The 16,258-nt window shown below is 66.7% G+C and carries 13 protein-coding genes; 11 read left to right on the top strand and 2 right to left on the bottom strand.

Annotation, left to right across the window (positions count from 1 at the left end):
- The 4 genes from ACSE4D_RS10055 to ACSE4D_RS10070 all read left to right on the top strand — a co-directional run bounded on the left by ACSE4D_RS10055 (window position 1) and on the right by ACSE4D_RS10070 (window position 5,166).
- Window positions 1-618 (top strand): NAD(P)H-dependent oxidoreductase, encoded by a 618-nt coding sequence (locus ACSE4D_RS10055; RefSeq protein ID WP_436325892.1) that lies wholly within the window; start codon window positions 1-3, stop codon window positions 616-618.
- Window positions 615-1,550 (top strand): LLM class flavin-dependent oxidoreductase, encoded by a 936-nt coding sequence (locus ACSE4D_RS10060; RefSeq protein ID WP_205683341.1) that lies wholly within the window; start codon window positions 615-617, stop codon window positions 1,548-1,550. Before ACSE4D_RS10055 ends, ACSE4D_RS10060 begins: the two co-directional genes overlap by 4 nt.
- A complete protein-coding gene (locus tag ACSE4D_RS10065) occupies window positions 1,543-3,618 on the top strand; it encodes an FAD/NAD(P)-binding protein (RefSeq protein WP_436325893.1) in 2,076 nt (691 codons plus the stop codon). The genes ACSE4D_RS10060 and ACSE4D_RS10065 overlap by 8 nt, the downstream gene beginning before the upstream one ends.
- Window positions 3,619-3,888: 270 nt before the next feature.
- Window positions 3,889-5,166, top strand: coding sequence for a trans-sulfuration enzyme family protein (locus tag ACSE4D_RS10070; RefSeq protein ID WP_436325894.1), 1,278 nt, complete (start codon window positions 3,889-3,891; stop codon window positions 5,164-5,166).
- A 214-nt stretch (window positions 5,167-5,380) separates the two neighbouring features.
- On the opposite strand, the gene ACSE4D_RS10075 is transcribed toward ACSE4D_RS10070, so the two are convergent.
- Window positions 5,381-6,322, bottom strand: a complete 942-nt coding sequence (locus ACSE4D_RS10075) for a helix-turn-helix transcriptional regulator (RefSeq protein ID WP_436325895.1) — start codon at window positions 6,320-6,322, stop codon at window positions 5,381-5,383.
- A 62-nt stretch (window positions 6,323-6,384) separates the two neighbouring features.
- Here ACSE4D_RS10075 and ACSE4D_RS10080 point away from each other — a divergent pair, with 62 nt between their 5' ends.
- The 5 genes from ACSE4D_RS10080 (at window position 6,385) to ACSE4D_RS10100 (ending at window position 13,145) form a co-directional block, all read left to right on the top strand.
- Window positions 6,385-8,625 carry an ATP-binding cassette domain-containing protein gene (locus tag ACSE4D_RS10080; RefSeq protein WP_436325896.1) on the top strand — a complete coding sequence of 747 codons (2,241 nt, stop codon included), beginning with the start codon at window positions 6,385-6,387 and terminating at the stop codon, window positions 8,623-8,625.
- Between the two features lie 138 nt (window positions 8,626-8,763).
- Window positions 8,764-10,758 (top strand): histidine kinase, encoded by a 1,995-nt coding sequence (locus ACSE4D_RS10085; protein ID WP_436325897.1) that lies wholly within the window; start codon window positions 8,764-8,766, stop codon window positions 10,756-10,758.
- The gene (locus ACSE4D_RS10090) at window positions 10,746-11,390 is read left to right on the top strand and encodes a response regulator transcription factor (protein WP_135539755.1); all 645 of its coding nucleotides are present in this window, start codon (window positions 10,746-10,748) and stop codon (window positions 11,388-11,390) included. Before ACSE4D_RS10085 ends, ACSE4D_RS10090 begins: the two co-directional genes overlap by 13 nt.
- 1 nt (window position 11,391) lies before the next feature.
- Window positions 11,392-12,327, top strand: coding sequence for a hypothetical protein (locus tag ACSE4D_RS10095; protein WP_436325898.1), 936 nt, complete (start codon window positions 11,392-11,394; stop codon window positions 12,325-12,327).
- A 41-nt stretch (window positions 12,328-12,368) separates the two neighbouring features.
- Complete coding sequence (locus ACSE4D_RS10100) at window positions 12,369-13,145, top strand: SDR family oxidoreductase (RefSeq protein WP_436325899.1); 777 nt, start codon at window positions 12,369-12,371, stop codon at window positions 13,143-13,145.
- A gap of 40 nt (window positions 13,146-13,185) precedes the next feature.
- Here the strand turns inward: ACSE4D_RS10100 and ACSE4D_RS10105 are convergent, their stop codons facing one another.
- The gene (locus tag ACSE4D_RS10105) at window positions 13,186-14,175 is read right to left on the bottom strand and encodes an amidohydrolase family protein (RefSeq protein ID WP_436325900.1); all 990 of its coding nucleotides are present in this window, start codon (window positions 14,173-14,175) and stop codon (window positions 13,186-13,188) included.
- A gap of 86 nt (window positions 14,176-14,261) precedes the next feature.
- Here ACSE4D_RS10105 and ACSE4D_RS10110 point away from each other — a divergent pair, with 86 nt between their 5' ends.
- Together ACSE4D_RS10110 and ACSE4D_RS10115 are read left to right on the top strand one after the other, a co-directional pair.
- Entirely contained in the window at window positions 14,262-15,149 is an 888-nt protein-coding gene (locus tag ACSE4D_RS10110) for a DUF402 domain-containing protein (RefSeq protein ID WP_436325901.1), read from the top strand.
- A gap of 74 nt (window positions 15,150-15,223) precedes the next feature.
- Complete coding sequence (locus ACSE4D_RS10115; RefSeq protein WP_436325902.1) at window positions 15,224-16,246, top strand: NADP-dependent oxidoreductase; 1,023 nt, start codon at window positions 15,224-15,226, stop codon at window positions 16,244-16,246.
- Window positions 16,247-16,258: the final 12 nt, after the last annotated feature.

Genomic DNA, 16,258 nt, shown 5'->3' on the forward strand with positions numbered 1-16,258 from the left:
ATGGCACGTGTCGTCCTGCTCTCATCGAGCCCAGCGGAGAATTCGAAGACCGAGGCGCTGCTCGGGTTCATCGGCCGCAGGCTGGGCCAATACGGCCACCGCACGGAGTTCATCAAACTCCGGCACCTGCCCGCCGGGCCGCTGCTGGCTGGGGATACGAGCGACGAACTCATCGCCTCGGCCCGGTCCACCGTCGCATCCGCCGATGCCGTGGTCGTCGGCTCGCCGGTCTTCAAAGCCACCTACACGGGTCTGCTCAAGGTCTTCGTCGATGCGCTGCCGATGGACGCTCTGCACGGCAAACCCGTGCTGCCGGTCCTCACCGGCGGATCGGCCGCCCACGTCCTCGCCCTCGACTTCGGCCTCAAACCGCTGCTGGCCACGCTCGGAGCGAGTTCGATCGGCCGCGGACGCTTCGTCCTGTCGAAGAACATCCTCCCGGCCACCGAGTCGAGCCCGGCAAGCATCGACGAGTCCGTCGAACTCGACGTCATCGACGCCATCGACCAGTTCGACTCCGAACTCACCGTGCGGTCCCGATCCTGCACCCACGCCGAGGCGGTCGACCCCGAATCCCTCATCACCACCCCGATCACGACCGACAGGAACCCCTCATGAGCGCGCTCATCGCCACCACCCTCACCCCGGACCTCACGACCGGTCTTGCCGCGGCGAAGACCCTCGACGGGCACGTGGATTTCGCACTCGTGCCCGATGACTTCTCCGACCTCGACGCTGTCGAATTCGCGTCCTGGCTCGGGCCGCTGACCGACCGCCTCGGGCTGATCCCCGAGGTGCGCATCACCCATCTCGAACCCTTCCACGTGAGCACAGCCTCGGCGACGCTCGACTACGCTGCCCGGGCACGGGCGGGCCTGTCCGTCGGGATTTCCGACAGCGCCGCCGAGGCGGAGCTGTTCGGCCGCCGCGCAGCCGCTCCGGCGGTCGATGCCTGGGCCGAAGCGGCCGCGGTCATCGATGTCATCCGGCGCCTCTGGGATTCCTGGGACGACGATGCGATCATCCGCGACAAGAGCACCGACCGGTACATCGATCGCGACCGCCTCCACTACGTCGAGGCGAAGCTGCCAGACTCGACCGGCACCGACTACTCGGTGCTCGGCCCCTCGATCACGCCGCGCCCGCCGCAGGGCCATCCGCCGATTGTCGTCCGCGCCGAACCGGGCAATGAAGCCGCCCGCGCCGCCGCCGACATCGTCCTCGTCGATGAAGCCTCCGGAACGGTCTCACTCGAAGAGCTGCGTGCCGAACTCGCGCCCGAGACCCCGGTGCTCGCGATCCTGCCCGCAGCCGATCGCCGGACCGAAGTGGCCGACATCGTCGGTTCGGTGCGCATCCTCCGCGGACGCGGGGCGGACGGGGTCCTCTTCTCGGCCTCCGTCGCCGAGCAGCTCGAGTTCAGCGTCCGGCTCGTCTCCGAGATCCTCCCGGCGCTGCAGTCGGCGGGACTGCGGGAGAACACGACGGGAGCGGATCTGCGCAGCCGCCTCGGCGTGGGGCCGGCTGTGAGCGCCTATGCCGATGCGTGAGCGGTCGGCGGTCATCAGCGGCGGTCGTGTCGGGGATGATGGCTCGCTCGGACCCCGCGCCGACCTCGCCTTCATCGGCGCCGGACCGAAGACCCTGGGCATCCTCCTCGCGATCGCCGCCGCCGAGGAGGCCGGGGCGGGGCTGCGCATCCACCTCATCGACCCGTTCTCGCCGGGGCCCGGACGGATCTGGCGGACCGAGCAGTCGCCGCATCTGTGGATGAACTCCCGCACCGAGGACATCACGATCTTCCCCGACGACTCCTGCCGCCTCGAGCGTCCCGGGGTTCGGGGCCCGACCCTGCACGAATGGATTCACGGGCCCGGCCGCGAGCGACTCTCCAGGTGCGGACTCGCCGAGGAGGCGGCGCTGCTCGACTCACAGTCCTTCGCGAGCCGACGGATCCAAGGCCACTACCTGTCTGCGGCCTTCGACACCGCACTCGACCAGCTCGCCGCCGAGGTGCACATCCACCGGGTCCGCGCCGAGTCGGTGCGGCGGGTGGATCGCGGCTCGGGTTTCACGGTCACCACCTCGACCGGTGCGACGATCACCGCGGACGTCCTCGTCTCCGCGCAGGGTCACCTCGACATGCACCCGGCCGCCGCGGACGCGGAGTTCGGCAACCGTGCGACCGCCTCGGCGAGGGGAGCCGGTCTCTACTATCAGGCTCCCGGCTATACCGCCGACCTCGACTTCTCCGCGATTCCCGCCGGCGCCGAGGTGCTCACCCGCGGTTTCGGGTTGGCGTTCCTCGACTTCATGGTCATGGTCACCGAAGGCCGCGGCGGAGAGCTCGCTCCGAGAGGGGAGAACCTTATCTACCGTCCCTCGGGCGGCGAACCGGTGCTGTGGGTCGGGTCTTCGCGCGGCATCTCCTACAGCCCGAAACTCGGCTACAGCAGGACCGCCGTCCCCGGCGCCCCCGAGGTCGAACTGCGGTATCTCAGCCGCCTCGACGAAGACAGCGACGGCGGCAAGGGCGGCGAGAGGGCTGCGGGGGATCACCTCGGCGGGGGACACCGTTCCGGCAGGGCGAGTACGGTCATCGACTTTCCGACTGTGCTCGGACCGCTGTTCGAACTCGAACTCACCTATGCCCACTACGCACACGTGCTGTGGAAGCGCGGGATCGATGCTCCCGAACTTCTCACGCTCATCGATGAAACCGCCGACGAGGTGGTCTCGACAGGTCTCGCCACCGGACCCGCGTGCGCAGGCGACGTCGCCGCCGGCCGGCGGACCCATGCGCCGCGACACCGTGCTTGCGTCGAGGCCATCGCTGCGGCTGCTCGGGCGGTCGTCACCGACCCGGACGACCTGTTCGACTTGGCTCGATTGGATCGGCCTCTCGACGATCTGAGCTGCGAGGACTTCGCCAGCGCTGAAGTCAGCGTGCGCGAGCACATCGAGGGCCACCTGCGGCGCAGCGCCGATGCCGAGCATTCGGCCGACCTCGTGGTGTTCGAGGCCCTGGTCAAGTCCTATGTGGCGATCAGGACGCTGGTCCGTGACGGCCGAGTCAGCCACAGTGATCGCACGGAGTTCGTCGAGGGCAGCTTCCACTCGCTGTTCTCCTTCATCGGCAGCGGCCCGCCGCCCGTGCGGGTCAAGCAGATCCTCGCCCTCCACGACGCAGGGCTCGTGCGTTTCCTCGGTCCCGGGCTCAGCGTCGAGGCCGATGAGTTCGGTTTCACCGCGCGATCGACGGCACATCCGGAGGCGAAGACCTTCACTCACTTCGTCGACGCCCGCCTGGCCCGTCAGAGCGCCGAGCGCGCCGCGGATCCAGCCCTCGCCTCACTCCGCTCGGACGGGGCGCTGCTGCTCGAGGATACGGCGCACGCGAAGCTGCGCACGGACGAGACGGGCCGCGCACTCGATGCGGACGGTGAGGCGCAGCCGGACCTGTTCCTGCTCGGTCCCGCGGTCTCGGGATCGACCGCTGAGGCATTCAGCCGGCCGCACACGGGTGCGCCGGTGTTTGCCGACAACGAGAGGATCGCCGGGGCGATCCTGGCCTCCGTCGCGGCGATCTCCGACGACCGTGAACTCCTGGCAGGGTGAGGGCCGGCCCGACGGCAGAGATCGTCCGTGGCGGAAGCAGTCGTCTGTGAGGGCAGCGGGCGTCCGTGACGGCAGCGGTCGTCCGTAAAGGGAGTGGCCGTCCGCCTCGGCGAGCGACGTGACCTCTCATGTCGAACGATGACGATGATCAACGTCATATGACAGGCAGTGACCGTGTGCGTCACCGGATGCGCACGCACGGTTGCCGGCGGATCACACTGATAGTCACCGCAGATGCAGCGGTGTTCATCAGTGAAGGAAGGATCCGCCGTGAGTTCACCCCGTTACGAACCCACCACACCCGCCGGAATCTCGACCCGATCGGTGCACTCGGGCGCCATGCCCGAGGCGCACACCGGTTCGGTCGTGGCCCCGATCTTCCAGACTTCGACTTATCAGATGGACACCCCGGGAGAGACCCGTGCCGGATTCGACTACGCCCGCACGGGCACCCCGAACCGCAGCGATCTCGAAGAGGCGCTGTGCGAATTGGAGAACGCCTCCTTCGCCGCTGCGGTGAACTCGGGCACGTCTGCCGAGGTGGCCGTCTTCTCCGCTCTGCTCGGTCCCGGCGATGAAGTGATCCTGCCGCGCGACGTCTACGGCGGAACCTTCCGTCTGCTGCAGAACGAGTACGTGCGGTGGGGTGTCGTCATCCGCACCGTCGACCTCACCGACACCGAGGCACTTGCGGCGGCGATCAACGACCGCACCGCGATCATCTGGGTCGAGACCCCGAGCAATCCGGGGCTCGACGTCATCGACATCGCCGAGGCGGCCCGACTCGCCCATGCGGCGAACGCGCTGCTGGCCGTCGACTCGACGTTCGCCACACCGGTCCTGCAGCGTCCCCTCGAGCTCGGCGCCGATATCGTCGTCCACTCGACGACGAAGTTCATCAACGGCCATTCCGATGTCATCGGCGGTGCCGTCCTCGCCGGCGACGGGACCAGCTGTCCCCGCGCCGCCGAGGTGATCAATCGTCTGGAGAGCCACCTGGCTTCTGTCGGGCTGGGGGTCTCTCCGTTCGACGCGTGGCTGACCAGGCGCGGGATCAAGACTCTGCCGGTGCGGATGAAAGCGCACTGCGAGAATGCGCAGGCCGTGGCCGAATGGCTCGAAGGCCGGGAAGAGGTCGCCGAGGTGGTCTACCCGGGTCTGCCCTCGCATCCGGGGCACGAGGTGGCGAAGCGGCAGATGAGCGGTTTCGGTGGAGTGGTCTCTCTGCGCACCGACACCGAGGAGCGAGCTCTGGCGCTGGTGGCGAACACGAAGCTCATCACGCTCGCCGAGTCGCTCGGGGGAGTCGAGTCCCTCATCGACCATCCGGCGACGATGACGCATCTGGCCGTAGCCGACAGCGAGCTGAGCATCTCGGGCCGGTTCATCCGACTGTCGGTCGGCATCGAGGACATCGACGACATCCTCGCCGACCTCGCCCAGGCCCTCGACGCCACGGCCGCGACTGCCGGCTCCCCGAAGACTGACGAGACGACAGCCCGCGAGGAGGCCTCGGGGACGACCACTCCGGTCGGCGTGCCCGTATAACCTGCACAGCCATCCGCCGCGACCATCCCTCACCATTGGCGCCTCCGCCTACCCATAGCGGCTTGTCCTCCCGGTGCCTGAAGCATCCGTCACCTTAAGCGTCAAAACGCCCCGTTGCACCGGGGCGGTGTGGAGCAAACGGTGACGGATGCTCGGTGCTGCAGGCGGTGAGGTGACTGCTGCCGGATGCACGCGCGTGCCGCCGCAAGCCGATTCAGGAGACCGAACGGGCGAACTCGCAGATTCGCTGCCTCCACTCCTGCGGCGACTCGACCTCAACGTCGGCAGTGAGGTGACTGAGGATGAGCAGAAGCCAATGCCATTCCTCGCAATACAGTCGCACTCGTGTTCGCTGTGAGGAGAGCGGCTCGAACGTCAGGTCTTCGAACGGCAGCATGTCGGTCACTTCGGCGGCTGCGGCCGACACGACGAACACGGCTTCCCTGCTGTTGCGATTCACTCCTCTCCTGACGAGGCCGATTGCGGTGTCGACAGGCATCGGTCGAGGCTCAAACGTCGAGGTGCGTACTCGCAATGCACAGATTCTGTCTGTGCGGAATGTCCGCCAGTCCTCACGGTTGAGATCCCACGCAACGAGATACCATCGCAAGAGGTGATGCACCTGCCTATGCGGTTCGACCCGTCGGTGGGTGAGCTCAGTGCCGCGACGGTAGTCGAACTCCAACTCGCGTCGGTCATGAATAGCGGCGGCGATGTTGGTGATATCGCCGATCGCAATCTCCGGAGTCATGAACGAGTCGGCCTCGAGACTCGAACGAATCGCCGCTGCGCTGATCGCCAGCCGCTTCGGCAGGACCTGATCAAGCTTGCCGTATGCCCTCATCATCGCGTGGCCGAGGCTGCCTGGTCGCTGCGAATCCGCAGTCGAATTCGCCGCGAGAGCCAACATGATCGCGACGACCTCATCATCGTCGAACATCAGCGGTGGCACGGACCGGCCCGCGGTGAGACCGTAGTTGCCACCCGGCCCCGGATTCGCCTCGACCGGATAGCCGTAGCCGCGGAGCCGATCGACATCTCGCCGCACCGTTCTCTCACTCACGCCGAGGAGGTCGGCGAGTTCCGGTCCGGTGAACCGACGTGCTGTCTGCAGCAGAGTGAGCAGATCGAGCATCCGGCGGGTGACATCAGGCATGGTCCGATAGTCGCACGAATTGCGGACAGAATCCGACCGGATCACCGAATAGCCTCAGACACATGAGCGAACGAACCATCCGTATCAGGAACGCGGAGACCAACAATCTTCATGGCATCGATCTCGATATCCGGCGGGGTCGCCTCGTCGTCATCGCGGGTGTCTCGGGGTCAGGGAAATCGTCACTGGTCTTCGACACCATTGCCGCCGAGGCGGGAGCCGAACTCAATGAGACGTATCCGCCCTTCGTCCGCAACAGGCTGCCGAAATGGACACGGCCGAACGTCGGCAGCATCGACGGACTGTCACCGGTCATCGTCATCGACCAGCGCCGCCTCGGCGGGAACGCCCGGTCGACGGTCGGCACGATCACGGATATCTGGTCGTATCTGCGGCTCCTGTTCTCACGGCGGAGCGAACCGTATGTCGGAGAGTCCTCGCACTTCTCGTTCAACGACCCTGCGGGGATGTGCCCCGAATGTTCCGGCATCGGCGAAGTGGTCGCCCCATCAGTGGAGAGATTCCTCGACCTGGATCGCAGCCTCGGTGAAGGCGCAATTGCGCTGCCCGGATTCGGTCCCGGAGGGTACTGGCATTCGAAGTACGCCGACATCGGCGCCTTCGACACCGAGGCTCCGCTGCGCAGCTGGCCACGGGAACATCTGGACGCCCTGCTCTATGGGGGTGACGCCCTGTCGAGCCTGGGCGTCGAGGTTCCTGCCGACTACGAAGGAGTGGTCGAGCGATTCGAACGGATCTATCTGCGCACTTCGGACACGCTGTCCGAACGCAAACGGAAAGCCATTGCGGACTACACTCAGTCGGCGCGCTGCCCGGAATGCGACGGGCAACGGCTGAACGAAGCTGGGCGAACCGCGACCGTCGACGGCCACACGCTCGGCGAACTGACTGCCCTCGAAATCCCCGAGCTGCGCACCGTGGTGGAGCGGATGGACCGGCCGGAGGTCCACACAGTGGTGGCGGCACTGCATGAGCGGTGCGAAGCTCTGGAGACGATCGGTCTGGGCTACCTGCATCTGGCCAGGGCCACGTCATCGCTGTCGGGCGGAGAGTCGCAGAGGATCAAGACGGTCAGGCACCTCGGCTCGAGCCTGACGGAGATGCTCTACGTCTTCGACGAACCGACCGTGGGGCTGCACCCGCACGACATCAACGCGATGATCGAACTTCTGCGGCAGCTGCGCGACCGCGGCAACACGGTCCTCGTCGTCGAACACGATCCTGCGGTGATGGAACAAGCCGATGAGATCATCGAGATCGGACCCGGTGCAGGCTCGGCCGGTGGAAGGCTGGTCTTCCAAGGGGCATTCGACGGGCTCAGGAACTCTGCGGGTCCGACGGGCAGGATGCTCACCTCCGAGGTGCAGCCACGGAACGAGCCCCGCTCACCGGCCGGATGGTTGAGCGTGGAGCACGCGCAGAGGAACAACCTCGACGATGTCAGCGTCGACGTGCCGATCGGCGTGATGACAGTGCTCACTGGGGTTGCCGGCTCGGGGAAGTCGAGTCTCGGGCAGGAACTCGTCGCCGAATTCGCCGCAACGACGATCGACCAACGCCCGGTCGCGGCCAACCGCCGTTCGACACCGATCACCTATACGGGCATCGCCTCGGCGATCCGCAAACACTTCGCCACCCGCACCGGCGCGCCCGAGAGCCTCTTCAGCGCGAATTCCGACGGCGGGTGTCCCGACTGTAAGGGCCTTGGAGTGATCTACACGGATCTGGCATTCATGGACGGGCAGGAGACCGTGTGCTCGAGCTGCGGAGGAACGAAATTCACCGAGGAGGCCCTGAGCCGCACCGTCGACGGACTCTCGATCGTCGATGTCGAAGGGCTCACCGTCACTGAGGCGCTCGACCGCCTCGAGGTGCCCGCCGTGCGCCGCCGGCTCAGGCATCTCGAGCGAGTCGGGCTCGGGTACCTCAGGCTCGGTCAACCGCTCAATACGCTGTCGGGCGGTGAGGCTCAGCGGGTGAAGATCGCCAAGGAACTGCGGGACGCGACCGAGCCCGGCCTGTATCTGCTCGACGAACCGACGACCGGGCTGCACCTCAGCGATATCGCGCGGCTGCTCGCGGTTCTCGACGACCTCATCGCTCACGACCACACGGTCGTCGTCATCGAGCACAGTCTCGAGGTCATTGCGCAGGCCGATTGGCTCATCGACCTCGGGCCGGGGCCCGGAAGGCACGGGGGCAAGGTGCTCTACTCCGGGCTCGTCAGCGGGATCGGGAACACGGCGACCGGGCGTGCGCTCGCCGCCGCAGGGATGAAGTAGGACTACAGGGAAGGAGGGCTCGATGGATCGTCGGCCGCCGCGGCAGTGTGCGCGGTCACGGCCTGTGGGGAAAACCCGATGCGGGGTCGGAGGTCTTCGTGCTGTCCGCGCGACTTCGACTCCCGTAGCGTATTCGGTATGAGTGAGAAGACCCCCGAGAACCCGCAGGATCAGGAGCCGCAAGGCACCGATCCGAGCGAGACTCAGACCCCCGACGAGCGCGAAGAGTCCATCAGCGCCGAGGCAATCGTCAGCGCCCCGCCGACCGCAGAGTTCGACGAAGCGACAGCCAGCCAGGCCGGGCAGTTCCGGACGAAGCCGCTCGACCTCGATGTGCCGTTCGCGACGGACCCGACCCGAGAGTATGAGCAGGCTCCGCCCCGACAGTATGGGCCGGACCCGACCCGCGTCTACGGGCAGGAGCCGCGCTCCCCACAGACGCCGATGACCTACCCGGCAGCTTCGGGAGCGTATGGGTCGGTCGGACCGCGTCCTCAGTCATCGGCAGGCCAGCCGCCCCACGCTTCTGCCGGACCGCATCCCCAGAAATCGGCGAGTCTGCCGCCCCATGGCCCGGCGGGTCAGCCGCCTTACGGTCCGGCAGGGCAACCGTCCTACGGTCCCGCGGGTCAGCCGGCCTACGGCCCGACTGGACACCAGACCCCATACCCCCAGGGACCGAACCGCGCCCAGCAACCCGGATACGCCGCACAGCCGCAGCCCGGGATGCCCGCCCCCGGCCCGATGCCTCGTGCGATGCCTGCCCCGCAGCCGCCTCGGCGCCGGAAGCCGCGCACCGAACCGGTCTCCTTCGCCCCGGTGACCGGCTCACTGCCGCTGACCGACGACGACGTCACGGAGATCCCCGCGGACGGCCCCATCACCTGGCCCAAACGATCGACCGGAATCATCGGCGTCGCGAACCTCGTGCTCTCCGCGGTCCTCGCCGTCATCTGGGCCTGGGTCCCCCTCGGTCTGCTGTTCACCGGAATCGGCGGTATCTTCGCCCTCGGTCTCGGTGTGATCGCCCTCCTCGTGTGGGTACTCGTCCAGCAGGGCGCGAATGTCGCCGAACGCTACCGTGCCGAACTCATCTACGGTGACAAGATCCCCGTTCCGAAGATCGAAAGCAGCATCCGCGAACCCGGCTTCACCCGCTTCCTCCACAACCGCTGGCTGCAGGTGAAATCCGGAGCGTTCTGGCGCTCGACCGCCCACCACTACATCAAGATGCTCTTCGGCGCGATCATCGTCGCCGGCACCCTCGCCGGCATCTGCGGGTCCCTCTACGGCATCTTCGCCGCGATCAATCCCTCCGGCGTCAACGCCTTCTTCATCAGCACCGACATCGAGGGCCCGGCCCGCATCGGCGTCGCGATCGGTTCGGTGATCGTGCTCGCGAGCTCCGCAGCCATCCTGTGGTTCGCCCCATTCCTCGACCGAGCACTCGACCGGGCGCTGCTCGCTCCGGCACGCACCGTGGCCCTCCAGGCCGAGGTCACCGAACTCGACCGGGCCCGGATGGCCGGCATCGAGGCGGCCGCCGCCGAGCGGCTGCGCATCGAACGCGACCTCCACGATGGTGCCCAGCCCCGCCTCGTGGCACTGACCATGACCCTGGGCATGGCGAAGTCGAAGATCGACTCCGACCCCGAACGCGCCAAGGAACTCGTCGCCGAAGCCCACACCGAGGCGAAGGGCATCGTCACCGAACTGAGGCAGCTCGCCCGCGGCATCCACCCGGCCGTGCTCACCGACCGCGGACTCGACGCCGCCGTATCCGCCCTCGCCGGCCGATCGACGATCCCCGTCGACGTCGACGTCCGCCTCGAAGGCAGGATCGGCCGGGAAGCCGAAGCCGTGTCCTACTTCGTCGTCGCCGAATGCCTGACGAACATCGCCAAGCATTCCGGCGCCACCCGGGCAAGCGTCTTCATCGCCCCGATCGACATCGGAGTGCAGATCGTCGTCACCGACAACGGTCACGGCGGCGCCGGCGTCGACCGCTCCGGACGCCACACCGGAATCGCCGGTCTCATCGACCGTGTCGAAGCCGCCCGTGGCACACTGAATCTGACCAGCCCCGCAGGTGGGCCAACGACTGTAGTTGTGGAGGTGCCATGCGCATCGTAATCGCTGAAGACTCTGCCGTCCTGCGGGCCGGACTCGAACGGCTGCTCGCCGACGCCGGACACGAGATCATCGCGGCCGTGCCCGATGCGAACGAACTGCTGGCCGTCGTTCACAACGATCCGCCGGACCTCGCCGTCATCGATGTGCGCATGCCCCCGACATTCACCGACGAAGGCATTCGCGCTGCCGTGCTCATCCGCAAACAGAACCCGGACGTCAAGGTCCTCGTGTTCAGCCAGTACGTCGAGGAGCAGTATGCCTCCGAACTCATCGCCGAGAACACCGGCGGATTCGGCTACCTGCTCAAAGACCGTGTCGCCGATGTCGAAGACTTCCTCGCCGCGGTCGACGAAGTCGCCTCAGGCGGTACCGTCCTCGACCCGGAAGTCGTCTCCCAGATCCTCGTGCGCACCCGCAAAAAGGACGGACTGTCGACCCTGAGCCCCCGCGAAGTCGAAGTCCTCCAACTCATGGCCGAAGGCAAATCCAACGCCGCCATCGCCCGCACCCTCTATCTCAGTGCCGGAGCAGTAGAGAAGCACATCAGCTCGGTTTTCACGAAGTTCGGCCTCACCGCCGACACCTCAGACAACCGACGCGTCCTCGCCGTCCTCACATTCCTCGGAGCCTAGAATGCCTGCCACAGTTCGCATCAGCGAATCCGCTCGCGTCGGTCTGCGTGCGACCCTCATCATCCTCGCAGCCGTCGTCCTCCTCACCCCCATCATCGTCACCACCGCCCACGGCGCCTCACGCCTGCACTACGGTGAGATCGCCGCTGAGAAGGCCCTGCCGCCGACGATGAAGGAGCTCAAGATCAAGCTCGGCATGGGTGCCGACGTCGACATCACGACCGCCGACGTCGCCGAGCCCACTGTCGAACTCACCGCGACCGGCCCCCGCGACAGTTCCCCCGACCTCAAGGTCGAGCAGAACAAGGACACCGCCGAGGTGGACCTGCCCCACCGAAAGAAACTGCAGAACACGCGGATCATCGTCACCCTCCCCGCGAACCTCGCTCGTGGCCTCACGCTCGACCTCGACGGGAACTACGGCCGATTCGACGTCGACGGCCACTATGCGGAGATCTTCGCTGACACCGACGGCGGGGGCCTGTCGATCACGGGTGCCGCCGACCGTGTGCACACCTCGACCGATTGGGGAGCGACCTCGCTCGACGGCGCCTTCGACACCGTGGAAGCGAAGACCGGGGTCGGCACCATCAGCGGAGAGAATCTCACCGTGAACGATCATGTCGATGCCGTGACCTCGACGGGAACACTCGACCTCGAATTCACCGACGAAGCGATCCCCTCCGGCGGCATCAGCGCGAAGACCGACGAGGGGTCGATCGACCTGCGGCTGCCGAACCTCGAACTCGCGAATGAGAAGACCGGCAAGGACTTCGTCTACCGGATCAACGCGAAGTCGAACGACGGTTCGGTCGATATGGCCTCCGACCTCAAGAAATACGATGTCAGCAAGGACCCGAAGGACGCCGAGGGCAAGACCCTCGTTCCGATCTCGGCCACAGCTGACACTGGTATGGTCACGGTCAGCCAGAACTGAGACACGACCGGCGCACGGGCGGGCTCTTGACGGTCCCGCCCGTGCGACGTCTGAGAGGCCGATCCGTCATGCGCATCACCGTCTATGGAGCCACCGGAGCCTTCGGCGCCCGCCTCGTCGATCTCCTGCGCTCCCGCGATCACGAGGTCATTCCCGCGCATCGCGGCAATGGCGTCGACACATATACGGGGGAGGGAGTCGCCGAGGCGGCCGACGGCAGCGATGCCCTCGTCGACTGCGTCAACCGCCTGACGACGAAACCCCGCAAAGCCATCGACTTCTTCTCCCGCAGCACGCAGTCGATCGCGCGGGCCGCGGCAGAGTACCCCGGAACTGCGGTCGCGTGCCTGTCGATCGCCTTCCGCCCCGAAGCCGCCGAGTCCCGTCTGCTGGGCTACTACCAGGGCAAGGCGATGCAGGAGCGCATCTATCGCCGACTCCTCCCGGAAGAACGGCTGCTGATGTTCCGTTCCGCCCAATGGTTCGAACTCGTCGACACCATGACGATCGCGGCCGGGCCCGTGCGCTTCGTGCCGAAGATGCGGGTGCAGGCCCTCGCCGTCGCCGAGGCGGTGCGGATGATGGCCGATTCCATCGACGCCGGTGAGCGCGGCACTGTCGAAGTCGCGGGACCGCAGATCAGTGACTTCGCTGCGATCGCACGACTACTGGCCGCGAGACGCGCCCAGAATGCCGGGACGAAACCGGCGAAGGTCATCGGCATCCCCCTGCCCGGACCGACCGCGCGAGACGGCCTCATCCCACCGGCACCGAGGATGTCCGCAGTGACCGTTGATGAGTGGCTGCGCTCGGTCTGAGCCCTGAACGAGTGACAGGGTGAGCTGCAACGGCTGAACCTCAGTCGAGTCCGAGCACTGTGGCACCGTTGGTCCACAGCACCGACCGCATCCAGTCGTCACCGAGCCCCAGCCCCGCGAGACCTGAGATCTGGTCGACATACGGGTAGGGGATGTTCGGGAAATCCGAACCGAGGATGATCTTGTCCTGGAGTCCGACCAAGCGCTCGCGGTAGGCGGGGTCCACCTCGGCGGGGGAGGAGAAGTACCCCGAGGCGAACATCGTCGTGTCGAGGTGGACGTTGTCGAACTCCTCGGCGAGGGAGGCGAATTCGTCGTATTCGGGCATGCCCATATGGGCGATGACGAGCTTGAGGTCGGGGAACCGTGCGAGGACGTTCGCCACCGCCTGCGGGCCGGTGTATCTGCCGGGCAGGGGCGCGGATCCGGCGTGGATGACGATGGGGGCCTGCGCTGTCTCGAGCGCCTCCCACGCGGGGTCGAGGACCGGATCGTCGGGGGAGAACACTCCGACCTGGACGTGCATCTTGAACAGTGTTGCCCCGGCGGCCAGCGCTTGGGGGACGTAGTCGGCGCATTCGGGCTCGGCGTAGAGGGTGCCGCAGTGGATGACGTCGTCGTGGGCGGCGGCGAATTCGGCATTCCAGTTATTCAGCCACGCGGCCATGCCGGGTTTGTGCGGGTAGGTCAGGGCGGGAATGGCGCGATTGCCGAGTTCGCGGACGATGCGCAGACGCCTGTCCGTGTCATAGCGGTAGGTGATCGGCCAGTCGCGGCCGTAGTTCGTCGCGGCATTGTCGAAGTAGTCCCACACCTTGTCCAGAACGTTCTCGGGGAGGAAGTGGATGTGGATGTCGGCCAGCGCCGGCAGGCCCAGTGCCTCGAGATAGGCGGGGATCTGCGCGTCCGTGTGCGGGGGAGTCGTCATCGTGTCCGGCACCTTGACGGTACGGCCGACCATGGTTTCGGGGGCGGGGTTCGCCGCTGCGGTCGGGGCGGTGTGAGTGGCTGCGTCGTCGGAGTCGTTCATGGGTCCACTCTATGGCCCTCGGCAGGCGTCGGAGGAGGGCGGTCCGTCTTCAGCGTGCATCCATGACGGCGGCATAGACTGCCCGCATGAGCCTGCGCGATCCCTACCCGACCATCGTTCCGTCCCAGGTCAGAAACGTGGGGCAGGCGCCGTTCTGGACACCGGGAGAGACGGTGACCTGGACGTTCCGGCGGTTCGACTTCGACCGTGACCGCGCCGAGGTGGCCCGGCCGATGCGCGTGATCGCCGATGGTCCGCAGGGCACCGCCCTGTGGTTGGTCGGCGGCACTCCGACGCAGGAGACCCGCATCGTCGGCTGGGAGGACACGAACCCGCACGACGTTCCCCTGGCTGCGCGGTTCCGTCCCCTCGCCGAGGCGCCGACTCGGATCAATGTCGAGGGCACATGGCACGGGCGAGGGGTGCTCAAGATCGTCCCGCCCGCGGTGCCGTTCTCCGTGTGGGTGCTGCTCAAAGATGTCGCCGACGGTGCCGGACACGGGGCCGACGGCACTGAGTCTGGCGGAGTGCGCACCGAGTGGTACATCAACCTCGAGGCGACGCATCGGCGGACGAAGGACGCGCTGTTCACCAGCGATCACATCCTCGACATCACCTTCCCCGTCGCGTCTGCGCCCCTGCACAGCAGCGGAGGCCTCGACCCGAGCGGCGCCGTGTTCAAGGACGTCGACGAACTCGCCGCGGCCGCGAACTTCGGCGCATGGCCGGCGGAATGGTCGGACATCATCCGCAGCAACGGCAGTCATCTGCTCGACCACCTCGGCGATTTCTCCTGGGCCCTCGACCCCGCATGGGAAGCGGTGGCCCGCGATCTGGCAGACGAAACGACGCCTCTGACCGGCGGTGATGCCACGTCGATCGCGCGACTGGGAGCCGCCTCGGTGAGAGAAAAATCGTTCGTTCAGGAACATCGAGCGATCCCGAATGGTTGTTATGACCGACACCATCGGTGACTGGCACGGATGGGCCCGTCACCGCAACGAAGCACACAGTCGAGAATCATCTGCTGCTGAAAGGAACCGTCTCCATGACGACCAACCATCGGATTCGCCTGAACTCGCGCCCCGTGGGCGCTCCCACCGCGGAGAACTACCTGTTCGATGAGGTGCCCGTGCCCACTCCGGGCGATGGTGAGGTGCTGCTGCGCACCCTCTATCTCTCGCTCGACCCGTACATGCGCGGGCGGATGTTGGACGCGAAGTCCTACGCCAAGCCCGTCGAGGTCGGTGATGTGATGGTCGGTGCCACGGTCTCCGAGGTGGTCGAAACGAATGCTGCCGACTTCGCCGTCGGCGATATCGTCCTCGGCTACGGCGGATGGCAGGAGTATTCGGTGGAGAGGACCGGGCACCTGCGCAAGATCGACCCTGAGCTCGCGCCGATCTCCACCCATCTCGGGGTGCTCGGTATGCCCGGTTTCACCGCGTATGCAGGGCTGCTCGAGATCGGTCAGCCGCAGGCAGGCGAGACCGTGGCTGTGGCCGCCGCGACCGGACCCGTCGGGTCCGTCGTCGGCCAGATCGCGAAGATCAAGGGTGCGACCGCGGTCGGCATCGCCGGTGGCCCGGACAAGGTCGCCCACCTGGAGGAGCTCGGCTTCGATGTCGCGCTTGACCACCGGAGCGGGAACCTGCGGCAGGAGCTGAAAGAGGCGGTCCCGCAGGGCATCGATGTCTACTACGAGAACGTCGGCGGAGACGTGTTCAACGCCGTGCTGCCACGGTTGAACACCTTCGCCCGGGTGCCCGTGTGCGGTCTCGTCGCCAACTACAACCTCACGTCGCTGCCCGAGGGACCGGACCGTTCCGGAGCCCTCATGGGCCAGATCCTCACGAAGTCGCTGCTGGTGCGCGGCTTCATCCAGACGGAATTCGCCGAGCGGCTGACTCCGCAGTTCCTCTCTGCCATGAGCGGGTGGCTCAAGGAGGGCAAGGTCCGCTACCGCGAGGACATCCGGCCCGGGCTGGAGAAGGCCCCCGAGTACTTCAACGACCTGCTCACCGGAGGCAACTTCGGCAAGATGGTCGTCGCCGTCGGCGCGGAGAACTGATCGGGCAGAGGA

This window comes from Brevibacterium sp. FAM 27836 (genome assembly GCF_051351055.1).
In the GTDB taxonomy this organism is placed as follows: Bacteria; Actinomycetota; Actinomycetes; order Actinomycetales; family Brevibacteriaceae; genus Brevibacterium.